A 15,884-nucleotide genomic window follows, 5' to 3' on the forward strand; every position below is an offset into this window, starting at 1 on the left:
CCGATCACCGCGCGGATCGCGGGGCCACAGCCTGCCCGCGCTTGGCCCGCTGGATCTGGTTGTAGACGTGCGTCCGCAGCTCGGTGAAACGGGGCAGGGCGCGGGTCGTGATCTGATCGCGCTCCGGCGGCAGGTCGATCGCGAGGTCCTCCTGGATCCAGGTCGGCGACGTGGACAATATTAGAACCCGCTGACCGAGATACACCGACTCGTCGATGTCGTGGGTGACGAAGACAACCGAGATGGTGCGGCTGGCGTGCAGCTCGCGAACCAGGTCCTCCAGGTCGGCCCGGGTCTGCGCGTCCACCGCGGCGAACGGTTCGTCCATGATCAGGACGTCGGGCTGGTAGGCGATCGCCCGCGCGATCGCCACGCGCTGTTGCATCCCCCCGGAGAGCTGCCACGGGTGGCTTCGTGCGGCGTGCGCGAGGCCAACCGCCTCAAGAGCGTCGACGACCAGCTTGGTCCGGGCTGCGCGCGAGAGTTTCTTGTGCCGCAGCGGAAGCTCGACGTTTCCGCGCACCGTCAGCCAGGGGTAGAGGCTGCGGCCGTACTCCTGGAACACGACGGCCATGGCCGGGCTGGGCCCGGTCACCGGTGAGCCGTCCATCTCGACCACGCCGCTGGTGGGGCGCAGCAGGCCGGCGAGGCACTTCAGGAGAGTGGTCTTGCCGCATCCGGACGGTCCGACGATGCAGACGAGCTCGCCGGCGTCCATCGTGAAGCTGATGTCCCCGATCGCCTCGACGTTGCCCGTCGCGGATTCGTAGACCTTGCGCAGGTGCTCCACCCGCAGCAGGGTGCGCCGATCAGGCACGGTTGACCTCCCTGATTCCGTGGTACCAGCGCAGGACGCGCCGTTCGACGAGACCGAAAGCGACGGCGAGGAAGACGCCGACGAGGCCGAGGAGGAGGATGCCGCTCCACATCTCGGCGATCAGGTAGTTGCGCTGAAAGTAGGCGATCCGGTAGCCGAGGCCGGAGGAGGAGGCGAACATCTCGGAGATGACCATCAGGATCAGCGCGACCGAGAGGGCTTGACGAACCCCGGCCATGATCCGTGGGCTGGCGGCCGGGAGCACGAGGAACCTGAGCCGCTCCCACCAGGAGACCCGGAACGACTCAGCGGTCTCCTTCATGACGCTGTCGGTTCCCCGGACACCCTCGATGGTGTTCAACAGGATGGGCCAGACCGCGCCGGAGACGATCACGACGACCTTCATGGTGTCGGTGATCCCGAGGAGGAGCATGACCACCGGAATCAGCACCGGGGGCGGGATGGCCCGGAGGAACTCCAGCAGCGGTTCGAGGAGTTCCCGCAACCAGTGGGTCAGGCCGATGACGGTGCCGGCGGCGACGCCGAGCACGATCGACGCGGCGACACCGAGGCCGAGGCGGGCGAGGCTCGGCAGCACGTCCTCGACGAACGCCGGGCCGATCCAGGTCTCCCGGAAGGCTTCGGCGATCGTCAACGGGTCGGGGAAGAACCGGCTCGTCGTCCTCGTCGCCACCAGACCCCAGACCACCAGAAGCAGCGTCGGCAGCCCCAACGGGTAGAGGAGGCTCGCCGCGATCCGGGATCCGATCGTCCGGCCGCGTGCCGTGGTGGCGACCCGCCCGGTGTACGCGGTCACAGCGGCTCCTCTCCTCGTACGGACTGGTGCCACGACAGCACCCGACGCTCGATGAACCGGAAGACGATGTTCACCATGAGCCCGAGCAGGCCGGTGACCACGACCAGCGCGTACAGGCCGGCGGCGTCACCGGCGGACCGGGACAACTCGATCATGCGCCCGAGGCCGAGGTTACCGATCACCATCTCCGCGGTGATGGCGAGGATGAGCGCGACCGCCGCCGCGAGCCGCAGGCCCGTCATGAGGTACGGCAGGGTGGTCGGCAGGACGAGGTGCGACAGCTGCTCCCGCCGGGTCAGACCGAAGCTGCGTGCGGTGTCGCGAGCTACCACGTCGACGTCGGCGACGCCGTAGATAACCTGCACGAACACCTGCCAGAACGACGCGTAGATGATGATGACGAGGGCGGCCTGCCGCTGGATGCCGAACATCAGCACGGCGAGCGGGATGAGGGCGACCGACGGGATCGGTCGCAGGAACTCGACCATCGTGTGGGTCGCGCGCCGCAGGAAGGGCACCAGCCCGACGACGGTGCCGACGGCGACGGCGGCGAGCGTCGCCACCGTCAGGCCGATCGCCCAGGACGTCATCGTGCTGCCCAGCCGCCGCCAGAAGGCGAGGTCGACGAGCTGCTCGAACAGCCGGGCCAGCACGTCCGTCACGTACGGCAGATACAGCGGGTTGATCAGGCCCAGCGTCGGGATCAGCTGCCAGAGGACGAGGAACCCGGTCAGGCCGACGACGCCGAGCATCGCTCTGCGTAACGCGCGCAGGCGTCGGGTGGGAAACACGCGCATGTCACTCCCGTCCTCAGGCGGGCGGCGAGGCCCCTCCCCGGTCCGGGGCCGGGGAGGGCGGATCGCGCCAGCTACTGCTGCTGGATGAGACGGTCGAAGTTGGGTTGCTTGTCGAGCACCTTGTACTTCTGCGCGAGTTCGGCGAGTGTCTGCAGGCTCGCCCGGTCGACCTCCCAACCGAAGGCCGGGAGCCGCACCGACTCGGCCACCGGCGGGGGGAGCTGCAGATTGTCCTTGATGGCCTGCCGGAGCGCCGCATCGTTGGCGGGGTCCTTGGCCCACTCCAACGTCTTCTTCATCGACGCCGTGAAGTCCTCGACCAGCTTGGCGTCCTTGTCCGTGCGTTCCTTGGTGGTGATGGTGGTGAGCGTCGTCAGGCCGGGCACCACCGCCTGGTAGGGCGCGACGATGAAGGTGTCGCCGCGGGTCTTCAGCTGCGTCACAAAGGGTTCCGGCACCCACGCGGCGTCGATGTTGCCCGATTCGAGTTGGGCCGGGGCATCCGGGAAGGCGACCTCGACGAACTTGATTTTCGACGGGTCGCCGCCGTCCTTCTCGACCGCTGCCATGATCGTCACGTCACCGGCGGCGCCCAGGCTGTTGACCGAGACCCGCTTGCCCGCGAGGTCGGCCGGCCGTTTGATGCCGGACTTCGCCGAGGCCACCACGGCGTTGATGTCGTCGCCGTCGGCGTACGAGGAGGCGTAGTTGCCGATGATGACGACTCCGAGGTCGCCCAGGTCGGCCCGGAACGGACCGAAGGGCTGGCCGATCGCGAAGTCGATGTCGCCGTTCATCAGTGCGGGAATGGCCTGTGCGCCGCCCTGGGCGGGCAGCACCTCGACCTGGAGCCCGCGTTCGGCGAAGATGCCCGCCTTGATGCCGCCCCACAGCGCGGCGGTCTCGGTGATGGGCAGCGCCGCGACCCGGACCTTGCGCAACTCGCCCGAGGTCTGTTCGGACGGGTTGGACGCGTCGGAGTCGGTACATCCGGTGAGGGCGATCGCGGTGGCGGCGATCAGCCCGAAAGCCATGACCTTCTTCATGGACGAGGCCCTTCCTGGGCGGGGGTGGTGGGTGCGTCGGAAGTCGGCGGATGCCTCGGATTTGCAGGTGGACTACCGCTGCGTGGGGGCGCACGCCGCTGTGGTGGCCATGGTCAGTCACCCAGGCATTGAAAGTCAATAATTTCTGACGCCCGTCATGAATTAGTTGAACGACGCTCTGCGGTGGCGACACCGCCACGCTCGCTTTCAGACCTCGGGCAGACCTACGTAGTTCTCGGCCAGGCTGGTGGCGTAGGCGTCGGAGGTGGCGACGTACCTCAGCGTGGCGGTCTGCAGCTTCGTCTCGTACGGGTCGTCGCGCTCCAGCCGGTGCAACATGGACGTCATCCACCAGGAGAAGTGCTGGGCCCGCCAGACCCGGCGCAACGCGGTGACCGAGTAGGACTCCAGCAGGTCTGTGCGCCCCCCGTCGTACCACCCGGTGAAGGCCTCCCCGAGCAGCGCGACGTCGGCCAGGGCCAGGTTCATGCCCTTCGCGCCGGTGGGCGGAACGATGTGCACGGCGTCCCCGGCCAGGAACAGTCGCTCCCACTGCATCGGCTCGACCACGAAGCTGCGCATCGGGGTGATGGACTTCTCCAGGATCGGCCCCTCGTTGAGTGACCACCCCGGCACCGTCTCCAACCGCGCCCGCAGCTCTGTCCAGATCCGCTCATCCGGCCACGCGCCGATGTCCTCGTCCGGCGCGACCTGTAGATACAACCGAGAGATCTCGGGGGAGCGCATGCTGTAGAGGGCGAAGCCCCGTTCGTGGTTGGCGTAGATGAGTTCGTCCACCGCCGGCGGCGCGGCGGCGAGGACGCCCAACCAGGCGAACGGGTACACCCGCTCGTAGGTGGTCAGCACACCCTCGGGCACCGCGCCGCGGCTCACCCCGTGGAACCCGTCGCAGCCGGCCACGAAGTCGCAGTGCAGCTCCTCGTCACGTCCGTCGCGTCGAAAGTGGACGATCGGCGAGTCCGAGTCGAGGCCGTCCAGGCGTACCGCGTCGGCCTCGAAGAGGATCGAGCCACCGGCCGCGAGCCGGGCGGCGATCAGGTCCTTGACCACCTCCTGCTGCCCGTAGACGGTGATCGCCCGCCCGGTCAGGTCTGCCATCGGCACTCGGTGCGACTCCCCGGCGAAGCGCAGCTCGATGCCCTCGTGGCGCAGCCCTTCCCGTTGCAGCCGCTCGCCGACGCCGCTGCGGCAGAGCAGGTCGACCGAACCCTGTTCGAGGACGCCGGCCCGGAGTCGGTGCTCGACGTAGTCGCGGCTGCGGCTCTCCAGCACCACCGAATCGATCCCACGCAGGTGCAGCAGGTGCGACAGCATGAGCCCCGCCGGCCCGGCGCCGACGATGCCGACCTGGGTGCGCATTCCCGGCATGCCCTCTCCTCCCGGTGTCAGAACGGGTACCGCGTGATGGCGCCCTGCACGGTGAGCCACTGGGTCTCGGTGAACGCCTCGACGTTCGCCGCGGGCCCACCGAACCGGGAGCCGGTGCCGGATGCTCCCACCCCACCGAACGGCGCTACCGCTTCGTCGCTCACCGTCTGGTCGTTGATGTGCACGATCCCGCTGGGGATCCGGTCGGCGAGGGCCATCGCCCTCATCACGTCGCGGCTCAGGATGCCCAGCGACAGGCCGTACTCGGTCTGCCGGGCCAACTCCACGGCCTCGTCCTGGTCGGCGAAGGTGATCACCGGCGCGACCGGGCCGAAGACCTCCTCGGCGTACGCCGGGGTCGTGGGGGTGACGTCGGTGAGCACCGTCGGCCGGTAGAACAGCCCTTCGTACGTGCCCCCGGCGGCCAGGCGGGCACCCGCGTCGACACTTGCGGTGACCAGCGCATGGATCTTGTCGCGCTGGCGCTCGTCGATGATCGGCCCCAGTGCCACCCGCTCCTTCGCCGGGTCGCCGACCGGCAGGTGGTCCGCCTTGTCGGCCAGCCGCTCGACGTACCGCTCGGACAGACTCTCGTGCACCAGGTGCCGGCCGGTGGTCATGCAGATCTGGCCCTGGTGCAGGAACGACCCCCAGGCGCCGGCGGAGACCGCCAGGTCGAGGTCGGCGTCGTCGAGCACGATCAGCGCCGAGTTGCCACCGAGTTCGAGGTGCGCCCGTTTGAGATGGCGTGCCGCCGCCTCGCCGACCTTGCGGCCGGCGGCGGTCGAGCCGGTGAAGCTGATCACCCGTACGTTCGGGTCGGCCACCAGCGCCTCGCCGACCTCGACCCCGCCGGGAAGGACGTGCAGCAACCCTTCGGGCAGGCCGGCCTCTTCGAAGACCCGGGCGATCGAGACGCCACCGCAGACCGCCGTGCGCGGGTCGGGCTTGAGCACCACCGCGTTGCCCAGGGCCAGGGCCGGGGCCACGGAACGGGTGGCCAGGATGAGCGGGAAGTTGAACGGCGCGATGACCCCGACGACGCCGACGGGCAACCGGCGCGCCAGGCTGAGCCGCGGTTGCGCGCTCGGGATGATCTCGCCGAGCGGGTGCGAGGCCAGCGCCGCCGCCTCGTAGCACTCCTGCGCCGCGGTGTCGGTCTCGACCCCAGCCTTGGGTGGGATGGACCCGGATTCCCGCACGATCCAGTCGCCGATCTCGGCGGCGTGCCGCTCGAACAGTTGCCCGGCCCGGCGCAGCACCGCGGCCCGATCGGCGTAGCCGGTGGCGGCCCAGGCGCGCTGGGCGGCGACGGCGCGGGCGCAGGCGCGCGTCACATCCTCGGCGTTCGCCGTGCCGACCTGGCCGATCTCCTCCCCGGTGGCGGGGGATCGTACCGCCGCTGTGCCGCCGGCCGGTTCCACCCAGCCGCCGCTGTGCAGGGTGCCCTGCCAGGTAGTGGGGTCCAGCAGTGTCATGGCGGTCCTCCTCGGAGCGTGGGGGTGGTCCCAGGGGTGACCGGGCCGACGTGCGCTCGCGAAAGGCCCGGAGGTGTTCGCTTACCGAACGGCCGTTCTCTGTATGAACGTTGGCACGTGGCCCGGCTCGCGTCAACGCATCGTCCGACGTGACTTCCAGACACTGTGGACGGCGCGCGCCGGGTCGGGCAAACCTGTCGTTGACGGATGTCATCCGCCGTCGTACGTTCGAGATGAGTACGGCAGTCCGCATAGCGAACGGCTGGCGGCAGCGCGGTTTTCGCGGAAGGCGGGAGGCCCATGGCGAAGCTCGTCTCGCTGGCCGACGGCGTGGCGCACCTGGTCCACGACGGTGACGTGGTGGCCCTGGAAGGTTTCACGCACCTCATTCCGTTCGCCGCCGGTCACGAGATCATCCGCCAGGGACGGCAGGACCTGACCCTCGTGCGGATGACCCCCGACGTCATCTACGACCAGCTCATCGGGGCGGGGTGCGCCCGCCGCCTGGTCTTCTCCTGGGGCGGCAACCCGGGAGTCGGGTCGCTGCACCGCTTCCGGGACGCCGTGCAGCACGCCTGGCCGCGTCCGCTCGAGCTGGAGGAGCACAGTCACGCCGGCATGGCGAACCGTTACGTCGCCGGGGCGTCCGGGCTGCCGTTCGCCGTCCTGCGCGGCTACACCGGCACCGACCTGCCCAGGCACACGCCAAACATCCGGCCCATCACCTGCCCCTTCACCGGCGAGACGCTCACCGCCGTCCCCGCGCTGCGTCCCGACGTGACGGTGGTGCACGCCCAGCGCGCCGACCGCAACGGCAACGTGCAGATGTGGGGCATCACCGGGGTGCAGAAGGAGGCGGTGCTGGCCGCCCACCGGTCACTTGTCACAGTCGAGGAGATCGTGGACGAGTTGGCACCCGTACCCGGGCAGGTCGTCCTGCCCGGCTGGGCGGTCACCGCGGTGGCCGAGGTACCCGGAGGCGCGCACCCCTCCTACGCCCACGGCTACTCGGTGCGCGACAACGACTTCTACCGGGACTGGGACGCCGTCAGCCGGCACCGCGACACCTTCCGCGCCTGGCTGGACGAGCACGTGCACAAGGCCGGGGCGACGACATGAGTCAGCGCAGCGAACGAGGGAACGCGGTGGCGGACTGGACCGCGGACGAGATGATGACCGTCGCCGCCGCGCGGCAACTACGCGACGACACCGCCTGCTTCGTCGGGATCGGGTTGCCCAGCACCGCGGCGAATCTCGCCCGGACGACCCACGCCCCGAACCTGGTCCTCATCTACGAATCCGGGTGCCTCGGCGCGAAACCGGACCGGCTTCCGCTCTCCATCGGCGACGGAGTCCTCGCCGACACCGCTGACGCGGTCGTCTCGGTGCCCGAGGTGTTCAACTACTGGCTCCAGCCCGGCCGGATCGACGTGGGCTTCCTCGGCGCCGCGCAGATCGACCGGTACGGCAACATCAACACCACGGTCGTCGGGGGCGACTACGACGCCCCGATGGTCCGACTGCCCGGCGCCGGTGGCGCCCCGGAGATAGCCGCGTCCTGCCGCGAGGTCGTGGTGATCGTCCGGCAGGACCTCCGGACGTTCACCGAACGGGTCGACTTCGTCACCTCGGTCGGGTACGGGGCCGGCCCGGGCGACCGGGAGCGACTCGGCCTGCGGGGCGGAGGCCCACGAGTCGTGATCACCGATCTCGGCGTCCTCGAACCCGACCCGCTCACCTGCGAACTCACACTGACCCGCCTGCACCCCGGCGTGACCCGGGAGCAGGCGCGGGCCGCCACCGGCTGGGACCTCGCCGTCGCGGAAGGGCTGACCACGGGCGAGCCACCGACGGCAGCCGAACTCACGGTGCTGCGGGCACTGGAGGCGACGAAGTCCGACGGGAGACTCCCATGACCACTCAGGACAACCGGGCCAGCAGCGGCCTGGTGCTACCGCGGTACCGGCGCGACGACGTCGACGCTCACCCACCCCTGCTCAGCCCCGGCTACAAGTCGACAGTGGCACGGGCGCCGCAACACCCACTGATCCACCTGCCGCAGCGGCTGACCGAGGTCACCGGGCCGTTGCTGGGGGAGGGGCGGCTCGGTGCGCTCGACCACGACCTGACCCGCCAGCACGACGGTGAGCCACAGGGACAGCGGATCATCGTGCACGGGCGGGTCCGCGACGGTGACGGCCGACCGGTACCCCGCACCCTGGTCGAGATCTGGCAGGCGAACGCCGCCGGCCGGTACCGCGACGCACGGGACACCTGGCCGGCGCCGCTCGACCCCCACTTCGAGGGGGTGGGCCGGGCGCTCACCGACGACCAGGGGCGCTACCGGTTCGTCACTGTGCAGCCCGGCGCCTACCCCTGGCGTAACCACGACAACGCCTGGCGGCCGGCGCACATCCACTTCTCCCTCTTCGGTCGGGCGTTCACCCAGCGGCTGGTCACCCAGATGTACTTCCCGGGCGACCCGCTCTTCTTCCAGGACCCGATCTTCAACTCGGTTCGCGACCCGAAGGCCCGGGAACGGATGATCGCCCGGTACGACCACGCCACCACCGCACCGGAGTGGGCGTTGGCATACGAGTTCGACATAGTGCTGCGCGGCCGGGAGAGCACCCCTTTCGAGGACGAGGACGACGATGAGTGAACGGTTGGGCGTGATGCCGGCGCAGACCGTCGGGCCGTACCTGCACATCGGCCTGCGCTGGCCCGACGGACCGTACGTCGTACCCGAGGGCACGCCGGGCGCGTTCTGGATCAGGGGTCGGATCGTCGACGGCACCGGGACGCCGGTGGTCGACGCGATGGTGGAGAGCTGGCAGGCGGACCCGGACGGGCGGTTCGACCACCCGGACGACCCTCGGGGTGCCCGGCCGCCCGCGCTCGCGGGCTTTCGCGGATTCGGGCGCAGCGAGACCGACGGGCAGGGGTGGTACCGGCTGTTGACCGTCAGGCCGGGTTCGTTGCCCGATCCGGACGGCGGCACCGAAGCCCCCCACCTGGCCCTGTCGGTCTTCGGGCGTGGGCTGCTGCACCGTCTCGTCACGCGGCTCTACTTCCCCGACGAGCCGGCGGCGAACGCCGCCGACCCCGTGCTGCGCAGCGTCGACGCCGACCGCCGTGACACCCTGCTGGCGAGACCCGCCTCGGACGGGTTCCGGTTCGACATCCACCTTCAGGGAGACCATGAGACCGTCTTCTTCGCCGTCTGACGGCCTGCTCGGCGGCCTCTCCGGCGCCACGGACGTCGACGCGGAACTCAGCGACCCGTCAGTGCTCCAGGCGATGCTCGACGTGGAGGCCGCGCTCGCCCGGGCCGCGGCGGACGCCGGCGTCATCCCCGCACCGGCGGCCGAGGCGATCGTCGAGCAGTGCCGCGCCGAGCGGTACGACCCGGGCGTGCTCGGCCGGGCGGCCGACGCCACGGGGAACCCGGTCGTCCCGCTGGTGAGCGAGCTGACCGCCGCCGTGCCGAACAATGCCCGAGCCTGGGTGCATCTCGGAGCGACCAGCCAGGATGTCCTGGACACCGCGCTGGCCCTGGTGGCCGTACGGGCGCTCGGGCCGCTGCTGCGTCACCTCGACGCCGCCGTGGACGCCGCCGCCCAACTGGCCGACGCCCACCGGGGCACGGTGATGGTCGCGCGGACGCTCGGGCAGCAGGCGGCACCGACCACGTTCGGGCTCAAGGCCGCCGGCTGGCTGACCGGTCTGGTCGAGGCCCGGGACCGCCTGCGTCAGGCCCGCGCCGTACAGCCGGCACAACTCGGTGGGGCGGTCGGCACCCTGGCCGCGTTCGGCCCGGCCGGCACCGAGGTCGCCGAGCGGTTCGCGGCGCACCTGGGCCTGTCGCCGAGCCCGCTGCCCTGGCACACCCGGCGTCAGCCCTGGCTCGATCTGGCCACCGCCCTCGGCGGGCTCCTCGTGGCCGCCGGCAAGGTCGCGCTCGACGTCGGGTTGCTCGCCCAGAACGAGGTAGGCGAGGTCGCCGAGGGGGGCGCCGGACGAGGCGGCTCCTCGGCCATGCCGCACAAGCGCAACCCGGTGGATTCGATCCTCGTCACCGCCGCGGCGCGCCGCGGTCCGGGTCTCGTCGCCACCCTGTTCGCCGCGGCGGTGCAGGAGCACGAGCGGGCCGCAGGCGCCTGGCACGCCGAGTGGGAGCCCCTGCTCGATCTGCTGCACCTGGCCGGTGGCACCGCCGCCCGGTGCGCCCGGGTGCTGGCCGGGCTGCAGGTCCGTCCGGAGCGGATGCGGGAGAACCTCGACGCGACCGGCGGCCTCCTGCTCGCCGAGGCCGTCGCCGCGCGGCTGGCGCCCGCTGTCGGTCGCGCCGTCGCACACGAACTGGTGACCCGCGCCGCCGCCGGACCCTCGTTCCGCGCCGCGTTGCTCGCCGACCCCGAGGTACGCGCCCACCTGTCCGAGACGGAGATAGCCGAGGCGCTCGACCCGTCCCGCTGGCTCGGCTCGGCCGGCCGGTTCGTCGACAGTGCCCTGACCGCTGCCCGGGGAGTGAGCGGATGACCTCTCGGTTGCACCTCACCGTCGACGGCCCGGCCGCCGCGCCGGTGCTGCTGCTCGGCAGCTCCCTCGGCACCGCCGCCGCGATGTGGGAACCCCAGGTCCCGGTGCTCGCCCAACGGTTCCGGGTTGTTCGGTACGACCACCTGGGCCACGGCCGCTCGGCGGTGCCGTCCGGGCCGTACACGTTGGACCTGCTGGGTCGGGAACTGCTGTTGACGTTGGACGACCTCGACGTGCAGTGGGTGCACTACGCGGGGCTGTCCCTCGGGGGCATGGTGGGCATGTGGCTCGCCACGCACGCGCCCGAGCGGGTGCGGCGGCTCGCGCTGCTCTGCACGTCGGCGTCGCTCGGCCCACCCGAACAGTGGCGCGAACGAGCCGCCACGGTACGCGCGGACGGTCTGCCGGCGATCGCCGACGCGGTGGTGGCCCGCTGGTTCACCCCGGCGTTCGCCGCGGCCCGGCCGGAGGCGATCGCCGCGCACCGCGCCATGCTGACCGCGACGTCGTCGGCCGGATACGCCGCCTGCTGCGAGGCGATAGCCGCGATGGACCTCCGACCCGACCTCGGGCGGGTCGCCGCGCCGACGCTGGTCATCGCGGGAGCCGACGACCGGGCCACCCCGGTGGAGCACGCCCGCGAGATCGTCGGGCGCATCCCGCGGGCCCGGCTGGCCGTGGTCGACGCGGCGGCGCACCTGGCCAACGTCGAGCAACCCGAGCAGGTGTGCCGGCTCCTGTTGGACCACTTCGACGAGGAACGCGGGGACAGATGAACGACCGCGAGCGGCACGAGGCGGGCATGGCGGTACGTCGACAGGTGCTCGGTGACGCGCACGTCGACCGCGCGGTCGCCGGCACGGACGAGTTCACCGCCGACTTCCAGGACTTCATCACCCGCTACGCCTGGGGGGAGGTGTGGAACCGGCCGGGCCTCGACCGGCGTACCCGTAGTTGCGTCACTCTCGCCGTACTCGCCACGCTGCACCACGAGGAGGAGTTGGCGATGCACGTCCGGGCCGCGCTGCGCAACGGGCTGAGCCCGGCCGAGGTGGCGGAGGTCCTGCTCCAGGTCGGCGTCTACGCTGGCGTACCGGCGGCGAACCGGGCGTTCAAGGTGGCCCGGGAGACTCTGCGGCAGGAGGCCGGGTGAGCGTGAGCGAGGACGCGGCGAGGTCGCCGGAGTTCGTCCAGTCGCTGGAGCGCGGCCTCGCGGTGATCCGGGCGTTCGACGGCGAACATCCGCAGCTCACGCTCAGCGAGGTGGCCAGACGGACCGGGCTGACCCGGGCCGCGGCACGCCGGTTCCTGCTCACCCTGGTCGAGCTCGGCTACGTGCACACCGACGGCCGGCTCTTCTCGCTGCGGGCACGGATCCTCGAACTCGGCTACGCGTACCTGTCCAGCCTGAGCCTGCCCGAGGTCGCGCAGCGGCACATGGAGGCACTGGTCGCGCGGGTGCACGAGTCCTGCTCGGTGTCGGTGCTCGACGGCGACGAGGTGGTCTACGTCGCCCGTGTGCCCACCAAGCGGATCATGACGGTGGGGATCAGCGTCGGTACCCGGTTCCCCGCGTACGCCACGTCAATGGGCCGGGTGCTGCTCGCCGCGCAACCGGTGGACTGGTTGGACGACTACCTCGCCACGGCTCAGCTGCGGCCGCTGACCCGGCGTACCGTCACCGACCCGGCCAAGCTGCGCACCGTCCTGACGAAGATCGCCACCCAGGGGTACGCCATCGTGGACCAGGAGTTGGAGGAGGGGCTGCGCTCCGTGGCCGCGCCGATCCACGGCGAGAACGGCTCGGTGATCGCAGCGGTGAACGTCTCCGCACACGCCACCCGAGGGTCGTTCGAGATGATCCGTCGCGAGCTGCTCCCGCCGCTGCTGGCTGCCGCGAAGCGGATCGAGGAGGATGTCCGGGGTGGCCTGGGCAAGACTTCGGCGGCAGGAGTCCTGCCCGCAGGCGGGGAGTAAGCGTCACGCAGCGCGGCCGGCAACTGACCGACGTCGATGGGGGCGGGCCCGGCGTGACGCCGAGCCCGCCCGTCTGCAGTCCGGTCTGTCTCAGGTGTGTTGATCTCGCCCTGCCGTTGGTCCATCTGCACGCAGTCGAACGTGCTGCGAACTTGGCTGTGATCAGCGGGCGAGGGCGGCGAGTCGGAACTGTTGGTTGGTTTGTCCGTGGCAGTCGTAGAGCTGGATTTGGGCTCCGTTGGTGGTGCTCCAGGCGTCGAGGCAGCGTCCGGATTGGACGTTGCTGATGGTGCCGTTGGAGTTGATGTTCCACTGTTGGTTGGTCTGGCTGTGGCAGCTGTAGATCTGTACTGCCGCGCCGTTGGCGGTGCCTGCGGCGTCGAGGCACATGGTGCCGTACACCTGGAGTTGTTTGGTCGTGGTGTAGGTCCATGCCTGGTTGGTTTGTTTGTTGCAGCCGTAGAGCTGGACCCGGGTGCCGTTGTTGCGTGAGGCGTTGGGTACGTCGACGCACCGGCCGGATTGGGTGCCGACGATTTCGCTGGCGGAGCCGGGCGGAACGGTGGGTGAAGGGGTGGGGGTCGGCGGGTCGGTGGGGGTCGGCGTCGGGGTGGGCGAGGTCGTGCGGTCCAGCCCGAAGAACTGGATGGCGACACGCGCCATGCCGCTGGAGGGCAGGCTGTGCCCTGCGCCCTGGATGGCGTACGCCTCGACCTGGGTGCCGAAGCGGCGGCGGTTCCAGTTGGGCTGCGGGGTGTCGGTGGACGTCGGAGTCTGGCTCAGCCCGTGCACGTTGGTCCACTGCTCGACCGACTCCTGCAGCAGTGAGTAGGGCACGAGGGTGTCGTTGGTGCCGTGCCAGAGCTGGATCGGCGGGCGCGGGCCGGTGTAGCCGGGATACGCCGCCCGGACCATGTCGCCCCATTGCTGCGGGGTCCGGTTCATGCTGCCGTTGGTGCACGGCCCGCCGGGTGGGTAGGCGGCCGCGTTCGCGAAGCAGTTGAAGGGCACGCCCATGAATGACGCGCCCGCTTTGAACAGGTCGGGGTAGACCGCGAGCATGTGCTGGGTCATCATCCCGCCAGACGAGCTGCCGGTGGCGTAGACCCGGTTGATGTCACCGCCATGCTGCTGCCGGGCGTAGTTCACCATCGACTCGATGGAGACCGGGTCGCTGCCACCACCACGGCGCTTGGACGCGTCCGACCAGGTGTCGAAGCACTTGCCGAACCCGGCCTCCTGCATGGCGCTCGGGTAGATGACGATGAAGCCGTACTGGTTCGCCAGCGAGGCGAACTCGCTGCCCGAGTAGAAGCCCGGGCCGGAGCCGCCGCAGCCGTGCATGGCGACCACGATCGCCGGGTTGGCCGGCCGGGCGTCGGGCACATAGATGTGCATCCGCATCCCGCCCGGGTTGTTGCCGAAATTGGTCACCTCGGTCAACGAGGCCGCAGAGGCTGGTTTCGTCAGTCCGGGTATCACCAGTGCCAGGCCAGCCGCCGCGAGGAACACGGCGAAGCCGACCAGCAGCCGTCGATAGGGTTTCACGCTTCACTCCCTTGACGCTTGATTGGACACGGTGAATCGCGCCACCGGGCACCGGAGGCGGTACATCACTGTGGTTGGACAAGACGCGCCGGACCGGCCTCACCGTCAACCCGTCCATGGTGAAGTGGGTCGCGGCAGGTTTATGCCGGTCGGCTCGTCAGGTGACCTCCGCCCGGGGAGGTCGGTCAGCTGCCCGCTGGCTTTGCGCGCTCCCGCAGCGCCAGACGCATTACAAAAAGTGTCTCTCTGGTCGGTGAAACTGTCAATCGACGAATCGCTATGGATGCGGCGAGGTGAGCGGAAATCAGCTCCGGATGACGGGGGGCGGACGAACGTGGCCGGGCACCTGCCACAATCGGATCTACTAGCGGTCTTCCCCGATCTGCGCCGGAGCGTCGTGTGGTCAGCCCCTTCAACATCGACGAGATTTTTCCCGACAGCGCGGACGGCTCCACCCGACTGCCCCGCAGGCAGTCAGGCAGCTCACCCCAAGGCTTGGCCGTGACGCTGCTGGCCGACTACACACTTCAGGGCCGCACCTGGCTACCCTCCGCCGCCCTCGTGGCGTTGCTTGCCGAATCGGGCGTCAACACGGCCGGGGCGCGGACCGCCATCAGCCGCCTGGCGCGCCGCGGAGTGCTTGAAATCAACCGTCAGGGACGGAACAGCTTCTACCGGTTGACCCAGCCCGCCGCCCACAACCTCGCGCGCGGCGCACGCCGGATCGCTGTCTTTGATGCGCAGGCCGAGTCGTGGGACGGCTGGTGGACACTGGTTGCGTTCTCCCTGCCGCAGGAGGCGAGCGCCGAGCGACGCGTCCTCCGCGGACAGCTTCGATGGCTCGGGTACGCACCCCTGTACGACGGACTGTGGGTATCACCGCACAATCTCGGCCACACGCCCAGAGCGAAGCTCTCGGCCATCGCGCTCGGCGCCACGACCGTGTTCCGCGCTCGGCACGTGGAGATCGAGGCGCACACCAATCGGGTACCGATCGACGCCTGGGACACCGCCGCGCTCGTGCAGCAGTACGACTCATTCATCCGACGCTGGGATGCCCTGTTGCCAGGTGTCCGGTCGGGAGACATCACGGGGGCGGCTGCGGTACGGGCGCGTACCGAGGTGATGGATGCCTATCGGCGCTTCCCCATCCTGGATCCGCTGCTGCCGATCGAGCTGATGCCTGCGGGATGGCCCAGGAGGGACGCGCGGGCGGTGTTCGTCGCGGTGTACGACGGGCTCGCCGACCCCGCAGAGGAGCACGTGCGGGCCGTAGCTCACCGGTACGCCATCGGACCGCAACCCGACATCCGGGCCCACCGCGTCGACCAGCTTGGAGACCTCTGGGCCGATTGCGGCGACCCTCGCCCTGCTGCGATGTTCGAGGAAATGAATCAATAGGGGACCGGCTCGCGTGGAGTGTCCCGGCGGCGAGGCGAGCTGATGGGGCAGGCCCGGTGTTTCCGTGCGGCC

General features: G+C 70.3%; 16 protein-coding genes. 9 read left to right on the forward strand and 7 right to left on the reverse strand.

Going from position 1 to position 15,884, the window contains the following annotated elements:
* Positions 1-4: 4 nt before the first annotated feature.
* From ABZ794_RS02840 to ABZ794_RS02865, 6 genes are all read right to left on the reverse strand, one after another.
* Complete coding sequence (locus ABZ794_RS02840; RefSeq protein WP_238690165.1) at positions 5-817, reverse strand: ABC transporter ATP-binding protein; 813 nt, start codon at positions 815-817, stop codon at positions 5-7.
* The gene (locus ABZ794_RS02845; RefSeq protein ID WP_307850412.1) at positions 810-1,634 is read right to left on the reverse strand and encodes an ABC transporter permease; all 825 of its coding nucleotides are present in this window, start codon (positions 1,632-1,634) and stop codon (positions 810-812) included. The genes ABZ794_RS02840 and ABZ794_RS02845 overlap by 8 nt, the downstream gene beginning before the upstream one ends.
* Positions 1,631-2,431 (reverse strand): ABC transporter permease, encoded by an 801-nt coding sequence (locus tag ABZ794_RS02850; protein WP_210780443.1) that lies wholly within the window; start codon positions 2,429-2,431, stop codon positions 1,631-1,633. The genes ABZ794_RS02845 and ABZ794_RS02850 overlap by 4 nt, the downstream gene beginning before the upstream one ends.
* A 71-nt stretch (positions 2,432-2,502) precedes the next feature.
* On the reverse strand, positions 2,503-3,477 hold the full coding sequence (locus tag ABZ794_RS02855) for an ABC transporter substrate-binding protein (RefSeq protein ID WP_210780442.1): 975 nt from the start codon (positions 3,475-3,477) through the stop codon (positions 2,503-2,505).
* Between the two features lie 207 nt (positions 3,478-3,684).
* Complete coding sequence (gene pobA / locus ABZ794_RS02860; protein ID WP_247668652.1) at positions 3,685-4,866, reverse strand: 4-hydroxybenzoate 3-monooxygenase; 1,182 nt, start codon at positions 4,864-4,866, stop codon at positions 3,685-3,687.
* Positions 4,867-4,883: 17 nt separating this feature from the next.
* Positions 4,884-6,344, reverse strand: a complete 1,461-nt coding sequence (locus tag ABZ794_RS02865; protein ID WP_210780441.1) for a benzaldehyde dehydrogenase — start codon at positions 6,342-6,344, stop codon at positions 4,884-4,886.
* Positions 6,345-6,644: 300 nt separating this feature from the next.
* On the opposite strand from ABZ794_RS02865, the gene ABZ794_RS02870 reads away from it, so the two are divergent.
* From ABZ794_RS02870 to ABZ794_RS02905, 8 genes are read left to right on the forward strand one after another with little or no spacing between them, the layout of a single operon-like run.
* Positions 6,645-7,463, forward strand: a complete 819-nt coding sequence (locus ABZ794_RS02870) for a CoA transferase subunit A (RefSeq protein ID WP_210780440.1) — start codon at positions 6,645-6,647, stop codon at positions 7,461-7,463.
* Positions 7,460-8,260, forward strand: coding sequence for a CoA-transferase (locus ABZ794_RS02875; RefSeq protein ID WP_210780439.1), 801 nt, complete (start codon positions 7,460-7,462; stop codon positions 8,258-8,260). The genes ABZ794_RS02870 and ABZ794_RS02875 overlap by 4 nt, the downstream gene beginning before the upstream one ends.
* On the forward strand, positions 8,257-9,006 hold the full coding sequence (gene pcaH / locus ABZ794_RS02880; protein WP_210780438.1) for a protocatechuate 3,4-dioxygenase subunit beta: 750 nt from the start codon (positions 8,257-8,259) through the stop codon (positions 9,004-9,006). The genes ABZ794_RS02875 and pcaH overlap by 4 nt, the downstream gene beginning before the upstream one ends.
* Positions 8,999-9,571: a protocatechuate 3,4-dioxygenase subunit alpha gene (gene pcaG, locus ABZ794_RS02885; protein WP_210780437.1), complete on the forward strand. Its 573-nt coding sequence runs from the start codon at positions 8,999-9,001 to the stop codon at positions 9,569-9,571. The genes pcaH and pcaG overlap by 8 nt, the downstream gene beginning before the upstream one ends.
* A complete protein-coding gene (pcaB, locus tag ABZ794_RS02890; protein WP_210780436.1) occupies positions 9,546-10,886 on the forward strand; it encodes a 3-carboxy-cis,cis-muconate cycloisomerase in 1,341 nt (446 codons plus the stop codon). The genes pcaG and pcaB overlap by 26 nt, the downstream gene beginning before the upstream one ends.
* Positions 10,883-11,662: a 3-oxoadipate enol-lactonase gene (gene pcaD / locus ABZ794_RS02895; protein ID WP_238690159.1), complete on the forward strand. Its 780-nt coding sequence runs from the start codon at positions 10,883-10,885 to the stop codon at positions 11,660-11,662. Before pcaB ends, pcaD begins: the two co-directional genes overlap by 4 nt.
* Positions 11,659-12,039, forward strand: a complete 381-nt coding sequence (gene pcaC, locus ABZ794_RS02900) for a 4-carboxymuconolactone decarboxylase (RefSeq protein ID WP_210780435.1) — start codon at positions 11,659-11,661, stop codon at positions 12,037-12,039. Before pcaD ends, pcaC begins: the two co-directional genes overlap by 4 nt.
* Entirely contained in the window at positions 12,036-12,863 is an 828-nt protein-coding gene (locus tag ABZ794_RS02905; protein ID WP_307850411.1) for an IclR family transcriptional regulator, read from the forward strand. Before pcaC ends, ABZ794_RS02905 begins: the two co-directional genes overlap by 4 nt.
* A gap of 162 nt (positions 12,864-13,025) precedes the next feature.
* Here the strand turns inward: ABZ794_RS02905 and ABZ794_RS02910 are convergent, their stop codons facing one another.
* Positions 13,026-14,411 (reverse strand): PHB depolymerase family esterase, encoded by a 1,386-nt coding sequence (locus tag ABZ794_RS02910; protein ID WP_307850410.1) that lies wholly within the window; start codon positions 14,409-14,411, stop codon positions 13,026-13,028.
* Positions 14,412-14,810: 399 nt separating this feature from the next.
* Between ABZ794_RS02910 and ABZ794_RS02915 the strand changes: the two genes are divergently transcribed.
* Positions 14,811-15,812, forward strand: a complete 1,002-nt coding sequence (locus tag ABZ794_RS02915) for a PaaX family transcriptional regulator C-terminal domain-containing protein (RefSeq protein WP_210780434.1) — start codon at positions 14,811-14,813, stop codon at positions 15,810-15,812.
* Positions 15,813-15,884 lie beyond the last annotated feature (72 nt).

It is taken from the genome of Micromonospora sp. NPDC047187, from assembly GCF_040643355.1.
Classification (GTDB): Bacteria; Actinomycetota; Actinomycetes; order Mycobacteriales; family Micromonosporaceae; genus Micromonospora; species Micromonospora salmantinae.